8 protein-coding genes and 1 pseudogene are annotated in these 7,950 nt (G+C 62.3%); 3 read left to right on the top strand and 6 right to left on the bottom strand.

Annotated elements, in window-relative coordinates; genetic code table 11:
* Positions 1–429 (top strand): annotated as a pseudogene (locus ACX3OZ_RS18475) (Gfo/Idh/MocA family protein); the annotation flags it as partial.
* 155 nt (positions 430–584) lie between these two features.
* On the opposite strand, the gene ACX3OZ_RS18470 reads toward ACX3OZ_RS18475, so the two are convergent.
* The 5 genes from ACX3OZ_RS18470 to ACX3OZ_RS18450 form a co-directional block, all read right to left on the bottom strand.
* Positions 585–1,415, bottom strand: coding sequence for an ABC transporter ATP-binding protein (locus tag ACX3OZ_RS18470; RefSeq protein ID WP_459094497.1), 831 nt, complete (start codon positions 1,413–1,415; stop codon positions 585–587).
* Positions 1,412–2,260, bottom strand: coding sequence for an ABC transporter ATP-binding protein (locus tag ACX3OZ_RS18465; RefSeq protein ID WP_459094496.1), 849 nt, complete (start codon positions 2,258–2,260; stop codon positions 1,412–1,414). Before ACX3OZ_RS18465 ends, ACX3OZ_RS18470 begins: the two co-directional genes overlap by 4 nt.
* Positions 2,261–2,264: 4 nt before the next feature.
* Entirely contained in the window at positions 2,265–3,170 is a 906-nt protein-coding gene (locus ACX3OZ_RS18460) for an ABC transporter permease subunit (RefSeq protein WP_459105142.1), read from the bottom strand.
* 1 nt (position 3,171) lies between these two features.
* Positions 3,172–4,179 carry an ABC transporter permease subunit gene (locus ACX3OZ_RS18455; RefSeq protein WP_459094494.1) on the bottom strand — a complete coding sequence of 336 codons (1,008 nt, stop codon included), beginning with the start codon at positions 4,177–4,179 and terminating at the stop codon, positions 3,172–3,174.
* 169 nt (positions 4,180–4,348) lie between these two features.
* Complete coding sequence (locus tag ACX3OZ_RS18450; RefSeq protein ID WP_459094493.1) at positions 4,349–5,944, bottom strand: ABC transporter substrate-binding protein; 1,596 nt, start codon at positions 5,942–5,944, stop codon at positions 4,349–4,351.
* A gap of 226 nt (positions 5,945–6,170) precedes the next feature.
* Here ACX3OZ_RS18450 and ACX3OZ_RS18445 point away from each other — a divergent pair, with 226 nt between their 5' ends.
* Positions 6,171–6,563, top strand: coding sequence for a VOC family protein (locus tag ACX3OZ_RS18445; RefSeq protein ID WP_459094801.1), 393 nt, complete (start codon positions 6,171–6,173; stop codon positions 6,561–6,563).
* Entirely contained in the window at positions 6,536–6,994 is a 459-nt protein-coding gene (locus ACX3OZ_RS18440; protein WP_459094492.1) for a hypothetical protein, read from the top strand. The genes ACX3OZ_RS18445 and ACX3OZ_RS18440 overlap by 28 nt, the downstream gene beginning before the upstream one ends.
* A 3-nt stretch (positions 6,995–6,997) precedes the next feature.
* Here the strand turns inward: ACX3OZ_RS18440 and ACX3OZ_RS18435 are convergent, their stop codons facing one another.
* On the bottom strand, positions 6,998–7,936 hold the full coding sequence (locus ACX3OZ_RS18435; protein WP_459094491.1) for a Gfo/Idh/MocA family protein: 939 nt from the start codon (positions 7,934–7,936) through the stop codon (positions 6,998–7,000).
* Between the last annotated feature and the right edge of the window lie 14 nt (positions 7,937–7,950).

The following is a 7,950-nucleotide window of genomic DNA, read 5'->3' as shown; positions in this document are numbered from 1 at the left end:
ACCGCCATGGCCCGGACCACACGGCTGCACCGAATGGAAACCGAGGATTTCGTCTCGGCGGGGCTGGAATTTGCCAATGGCGCGGTCGGCGCGGTGATGGCCACCACCGCCAGTTTCCCCGGCGGCCCGGAAAGCCTGACGCTGAATTTCGAGCATGCCACGGCGACGCTGACGGCGGGCAATCTCACCATTCACACCATGGCCGGCGAGATCATCACCGAGGGCGAAGCCAGTGTGGGCGGCGGCGGCGGCGCCGATCCGATGGCGTTTCCGTTTGATTGGCATGCGGCGCAGATCGCCGATTTTGCCGATGCGGTCCGGCATGGTCGGCAGCCGCTGAGCACCGGGCATTCGGCCTTGCGCGTGCACCGGCTGATTGATGCGATGATCGCGTCGTCGGCGGCGGGGATGCGGGTAGTTGTCGGGTAAATTGGGATTGGGGCCCCACCCCCTCCCAACCTCCCCCATCAAGGGGGAGGCGTCTCTCCACTCGTGGGCGAGATCCGGTCACAACCACTGCGCTGTACCTCCCCCTTGATGGGGGAGGCTAGGAGGGGGTGGAGCAAGACACGCAGGCCGGTGTCTTATCCGGCCAGCGCAGCTTTCTTGGCCAGTCGTGCCTTGATGCTGTCGACGCTGGATTTGGGCGTCGCGGCGAACAGGGTGCGGGTGTAGTCGTGCTGGGGGTTGCCGAACACTTCGTCGCGGCTGCCGTGCTCGACCACATCGCCGAAATACATCACCATCACCTCGTCGGCGATGTAACGCACCACGCTCAGATCGTGGCTGATGAACACATAGGTCAGGCCGAACTCGTCCTGCAGATCCTTGAGCAGATTGAGAATCTGCGCCTGTACCGACAGATCGAGCGCCGACACCGGCTCGTCCAGCACCAGGAAGCTCGGATTGAGCATCAGGGCGCGGGCGATGGCGATGCGCTGGCGCTGGCCGCCTGAGAACATATGCGGGTAGCGGTTGAAGTGCTCGGGGCCGAGGCCGACCTTGAGCAGCATCTGCATTGACTTGTCGCGGCGCTCGGCGGCGCTCATCGTGGTGTTGAGCAGCAGCGGCTCGGACAGCACTTCACCGATCTTCTGGCGCGGATTGAGCGAGCCATAGGGGTTCTGGAAGATGATCTGCACCTTCTGGCGCATCGCCTTGGTCACGTGCTTGGCGTCAACCGGCAGGCCATCGATCAGGATCTCGCCGGCGGTCGGCTGGTCGATCAGCGTGATCATGCGGGCCAGAGTGGACTTGCCGCAGCCGCTTTCGCCAACCACGGCCAGGGTCTTGCCCTTGTCGAGCCGGAAATTGACGTTCTTGACCGCCTGCACCACCTTGGCCGGGCGGAACAGCCCGCCCGAGGCTACGTAATCGCGTTGCAGGTGGCGCACTTCGAGGACGGGGGTGCTCATTGGCCGGCCTCCAGATCATGGGCAAAATTATAGTCGGCCACCGTCGACAGGCGATCACCCACCGCGTTTTCCGGCAGCGCCGAAAGCAGCGCCCGCGTGTAGTTGGAGCTGGGGTTTTCGAACAGAGTCAGCACGTCGGCCTCCTCCATCTTGTGGCCCTTATATTGCACAATGACCCGATCAGCGGTTTCGGCGACCACGCCCATGTCATGGGTGATCATGATCAGCGCCATGCCGGTATCGGCCTGCAGCTGTACCAGCAGATCGAGAATCTGCTTCTGGATGGTCACGTCGAGCGCCGTGGTCGGTTCGTCGGCGATCAGCAGCTTGGGATTGCAGGCAATGGCCATGGCGATCATCACGCGCTGGCACTGGCCGCCACTCATCTGGTGCGGGAAAGCGCCGAGGCGCTCGGCGCCATCCTTGATGCCGACATGCCGCAACAGTTCAATCGCCCGGTCGCGCGCCGGCCGGCCGCGTAGCCCCATATGGCGGCTGAGCACTTCCTCGATCTGGAACCCGACGGTGAAGCACGGATTGAGGCTCGCCACCGGCTCCTGAAAGATCATCGAGATGTCTTTGCCGATGATGCGACGCTTGTCGGCGGGGCTCATCGACAGCAGGTCGCGGCCTTCGAATTCCATCTTGTCGGCGGTAACCGTGGCGGTGGCGGGCAGCAGCCCCATCACCGCCAGCATGGCCACGGATTTGCCCGAGCCGCTTTCCCCGACAATGGCCAGCACTTCGCGGCCATCGACGGAGACATCGATGCCGTCGACGGCCTTGAACAGGCCGACCGAGGTATCGAACGATACGGTAAGGTTGCGAATATCCAGCAGAGCCATGGCGTCAGCTCCTCTTCAGCTTGGGATCGAGGGCGTCGCGCAGGCCGTCGCCGACCAGGTTGATCGCCAGCACAGTGATGAGAATGGCCAGCCCCGGAAAGGTGACAATCCACGGATCGCTGCTGATGAATTCGCGGGCCTTGGCCAGCATGGTGCCCCATTCCGGCGTCGGCGCCTGCGCGCCCATGCCGAGAAAGCCGAGCGCCGCCGCGTCGAGAATGGCGTTGGAGAAGGACAGCGTCGCTTGCACGATCAGCGGGCCCAGGCAGTTGGGCAGGATGGTCTTGAGCATCAGCCGCATATGGCCGGCGCCGGCCATCTTGGCCGAGGTGACATATTCGCGGTTCTTTTCCGCCATCACGGCGGCACGCACCAGGCGGGCAAAATGCGGCTGCAGCACCAGCGAAATCGCCAGCATGGCATTGACCAGACCCGGCCCCAGAATGGCCACCAGCACCAGCGCCAGCAGCAGCGAGGGGAAGGCCAAGATCACGTCCATGACGCGCATGATCACGGTATCGATCCAGCCACCGAAATAACCGGCCAACAGGCCGAGCACGATGCCGACGCTGGCGGCAATGCTCACCACGACGGCGCCGATCGACAGCGAATAGCGCGAGCCATGGATCAGGCGGGACAGCATATCGCGCCCCACTTCATCGGTGCCGAGCGGGAAGGCCATCGAGCCACCCTCGACCCAGAAGGGCGGCGTCTTGAAGGCCGCACGGAATTGCTGCTCGGCCGAATAGGGCGCGATCCAGGGGGCGAACAGCGCCACCAGCACCAGCACCAGGATCACCGCGAGGCCGACAACGGCGCCACGATTGACGGAGAAATAATACCAGAATTCGGCGAGGCTATTGGTCTTTTGCGCCGGGATCTCGGCCGGCGTCGGAAGAGCTTCGGTCATATTACTGCACCCTGATACGCGGGTTGATGACAGCGTAGAGCACGTCCACGATCAGATTGACCGCCATCACGATGCACGCAATCAGGAAGAGGCCGGACTGCACGGCGACATAGTCGCGCTTGAAAATGGAATCGATCATCCATTTGCCGATGCCGGGCCAGGAAAAAATGGTTTCGGTGAGGATGGCGCCGCCCAGCAGCAGCCCCACCTGCAGCCCGATGGTGGTGACCACCGGGATCAAGGCGTTGCGCAGCGCATGCACATTGACCACGCGCCGGTTCGACAGGCCCTTGGCCTTGGCGGTGCGGACATAATCCTCACCCAGCACTTCGAGCATGGCCGAACGGGTCTGCCGCGCGATCACCGCCAGCGGAATGGTGCCGAGCACGATGGCCGGCAGGATCAGATGGCGCAGCGCCGAGACGAAGGCGGGCCAGTTGCCATGCAGCAGGGTGTCGATCAGCATGAAGCCGGTAATCGGCTTGAGGAAGAAGCTCAGCGCGATGCGGCCGGAAACCGGGGTCCAGCCCAGATAGGCCGAGAAGAACATCATCAGCAGCAGGCCCCACCAGAAGATGGGCATGGAATAACCCGTCAGCGCCACGCTCATGGCGAGCTGGTCGATCCAGGAGCCGCGCCTGACCGCCGCCAGCACGCCAGCGGGCACGCCGACGCCAATGGCGAACATCATCGCCACCAGGGCCAGTTCCACCGTGGCCGGGAACAGAGTCATGAATTCGTTGAGCACCGGGCGCTTGGTGGCCAGCGAGATGCCGAAATTGCCTTGCAGCAGATTGCCGACATAATTGAAATATTGCTGCCAGATCGGCAGGTTGTAGCCAAACTGCTCCTTGAGGATTTCGTAGCGTTCCGGCGTCACGCCGTGCTGGCCAGCCATGGCCAGAATGGGATCGCCTGGGAGGACGCGCACAAAAGCAAAGGCGCAGATGGAGATGCCGATCAGTGTCGGCACGATCAGCGCAAGCTTGCGCAGGATATAATTCAGCATAAGCGGGTTACCTTGGGGCCGGAATGGATATGCCGGGCCGGTGTTTTCCGAATGCGACAGCAGTCAGCCACATGAGCGGTCATGGGCGTTGTCCTGCCCCTATAGTCAAGAGAGCCCCGGGGACGATCAAGCCGACCCCGGAGCCCTGTGCAACTTTCAGACGCTTCGCTTACTCAGCGATATCGACGTCCTTGAAGCTGTGATTGCCAAGCGGGCTCATGGTGTAGTTGAGCACCTTCTTGTTCATCGGCATGAACACCTTCGAGTGAGCCAGCGTCAGAGCCGGTTCCTGATCCTTGAAGATCACCTGGGCCTGCTCGTACAGGGCCGTACGCTCGGCCTGGTCGGAGGTGGTCTTGGCCTTCTGGATCAGCGCCTCGAAGTCCTGGTCACACCAGCTCGAGTAGTTGGACACGCCAACGGCCGAGCAGGAGAACAGGGTGGCGAAGAAGTTATCCGGATCACCATTGTCGCCGGTCCAGCCGATCTGGAACGGACCCTTGCGGTCGGGCTGCTTGCCGCGCTCGCGATATTCGGTCCATTCGTAGGAGACGATGTTGGCGGTCACCCCGATCGCAGCCCAGTCGGCCTGGATCAGTTCCGCAACGCGCTGGGCGTTGGGGTTGTAGGGACGCGACACCGGCATGGCCCACAGATCGGTGGTCAGCCCGGTGACGCCAGCGTCATCGAGCATCTTCTTGGCGGCAACCGGATCATAGACGTCGGCCGGGATGGCGTCGTTATACGACCACATGGTGGGCGGGATCAGGTTCTTGGCGTCCTGACCAGCACCCTGGTACACGGCCTCGATGATCGCAGCCTTGTCGACAGCCATCGAGAGTGCCTTACGCACCAGGACGTTGTCGAACGGAGCTTCGGTCACGTTATAGGACATGTAGCCGATGTTCAGGCCTTCCTGCTCCAGCACGACGAGATTGTCATTGCCCTGCAGGGTGGCGATATCGGCTGGTGCCGGGTACGGCATGATATCGCATTCGCCGGCGATCAGACGCTGCGCCCGCACCGACTGGTCGGTGGTGATGGCGAAGATCAGATCGTCGATCTTGCGCTTGCCGTCCCAATAGTCGGGGAAAGCCTTGTAGCGGATGACGGTGTCGAGCTGGTAATCGACCAGTTCGAACGGACCGGTGCCGACCGGCTGGGTCGAGAAGGCTGCCAGATCGCCCGAAGCTTCGAGCTGCTCGGCATATTCCTTGGAGACGATCGAAGCGAAGTCCATCGCCAGATTGGCGATCATCGGCGCGTTGGGCTCGTTCAGCACGAACTTGACGGTCAGATCGTCAACCGCAACGATTTCCTTGATGTAGTGGGACATGTCCATGCCCTGGAAATAGTCCCAGGTCATGCCTTCGAGGTAAGCGAACCAAGGATTGTCTTCCTTGTACTGGCGCTCGAAGGTGAAGATCACGTCGGAAGCGTTCAGGTCGCGCGTCGGAGTGAAATAGGAGGTGGTGTGGAACTTGACGCCCGGGCGCAGCTTGAAGGTGATCTCCAGGCCGTCTGCCGAAACTTCCCAGCTCTCAGCCAGCGCCGGCTCAACAGCCGTGCCGCCCGGAACGAATTCAACGAGGCGGTTATAGATGGTGTGCGACGAGGCGTCGAAGTCATTACCGCCGGTGAGCGGGCCTGGATCGAAGTGCGCAGGGGATGCTTCCGAGCAGTAGACCAGCTGCTTGGCCTGTGCGGCACCTATGGCCATGGCCATGACAGCAGTCGCTGCCAGCAGCGTGTGCATCAATTTCATGATTGTCGTCTCCCAAGTAATTTTTAGCGCATCCGGCTTTTGCCAGCCGGAGCTTGGGCGTCAACAAAGCCTAGAATCTGTGGGATGGCAATGGGTCAGCTTGACCATTTGGTCAATCTGATGGCACGAGAAACCTCATTCCACAGAATTGGACGGTTTTGGAATGAACCGTTCGATCCGGTCAAGCCGGCTTGACCTGCCCACGGCGCCAGTGATCCATGGTGTCATGAGCCAATCCATTGCCACCGCCGCACTGCTCGTTAACGACTATGACGATGCGCTCACATTTTTTTGTGACACGCTCGGCTTCGACCTCATCACCGACACCGAACTGGGTGCCGACAAACGCTGGGTGGTCGTGGCGCCGCCGGGGCGGAGCGGCGCGCAGCTGCTGCTGGCCCGCGCCGATGGCCCCAGCCAGACCGCCGCAGTCGGCAATCAGGGCGGTGGTCGAGTGATGTTTTTCCTCGAAACCAACAATTTCGTCCGCGACCATGCCGCCATGCTCGAGCGGGGCGTCAGCTTCCTCGAGGCGCCGCGCCACGAGGATTATGGCTCGGTGGCGATGTTTGCCGATCTCTATGGAAACAAATGGGACCTCATCCAGCCCAAGCGCTGATGCTGGCAATGCTGCTGACGCCGGCCATGGCGCAGGAGCCCGGCTGGCATTATTCACCGCTGCCGGGCGAAGGCGACCGGGCAACGCTGGGCTGCGCGCTGGGGTCGACCGCCACGGCCTTCACCTGCATCGCGGTGCGCTGCGAAGATGATTTCTCCGCCGGGGTGCATCTTCATACCAGCCGCGCTGACGATGCCGGGCGCTGGGCCATCACCATCGACAAGGAAACCCGTGGCTTTGTGGCCGAAGCCGCCGCGCCTTATGGGGCGCGGCTGACCGGGGATGTCTCCTGGGTGCTCGATAATCTGGCCAATGGCGCGGTGGCCTATCTGGCGCCCGAGGATGGCTCGGCGATGCCGGCCAACCACATCGCGCTGGATGGCTCGCTCTATGCCATCAACCGCGCGCTGGCGTTTTGCGCGCCGCGCTGACTCCTACCACGCAAATTCCGGCCCATTTTCGCGCGCGCCCATCAGGAACACGTCGCTCATCAACCGCAAGGGCGCGGCGTCGACATCGGTCTGGTGGCGCTCGAGCAGGCCAGCGAAGTGATCATACATGGCGGCATATTCGGCATCGCCGTGTTCGAGCACCAGCCGATCATCGACAGTCAGCGAGCGACCACCCCCTTCGAGCTTGATCACCGAACCGGTGCCGGTCTCGATGCGGAAGGTCCAGATCTCGCCATCCTCTTCCAGCCAGTTGAAGCCGGCCGACAGTTTGGGCTGGTGCAGCTGGCCCGATTTGAAGGCGATTTCGACGTCGATCGGGGTCTGCCGATTGGCCGGGAAGGTCAGCTTGGCGCGTTCGATAAACACCGGGAACGGCATGATCTTGGTGAAGATCGACAGCGCATTGATGCCGGGATCGCAGACGCCGAAGCCGCCCGGCTCCCACACCCAATCCTGCCCCGGATGCCATTTGCGTACGCTTTCGCGCCAGTCGATGCGGACGGATTTGACGCCCTGCTCGGCCAGCAGCACCTTGGTGCGATCCACCGCCGCGTTATATTGGCTGTGCCAGGTCTGGTAGAGCACGCGGTCGAGCCGCTTGGCATGCGCGATCAGATCGTCCAGTTCGGAAATCGTCGTGGTCGGGGGCTTTTCCATCATCACGTCCTTGCCGGCGTCGAGCGCCTCGCGGACATATTGATGGCGAATGCCGGGGGGCGTGCAGATGGATACCAGCCCGACATCGGGCATGGCGGCATAAAGCTCGCCGGGAGTCTTGAACACCGGCACGCCATTGTGGCTCAGCCCGCGCGTCGAGACCGTCGCTGCCAGTTCGAAATCATCGGAATTGTCGATCACCGGCAGATGCTGGTCCTGCGCGATCTTGCCCACGCCAATGACGGCGATCTTGCGTTTAGCCATGAAACGGCTCCTCC

It is taken from the genome of Devosia sp. A369, assembly GCF_054489345.1.
This window is presented reverse-complemented; position numbering and strand designations above follow the sequence as displayed.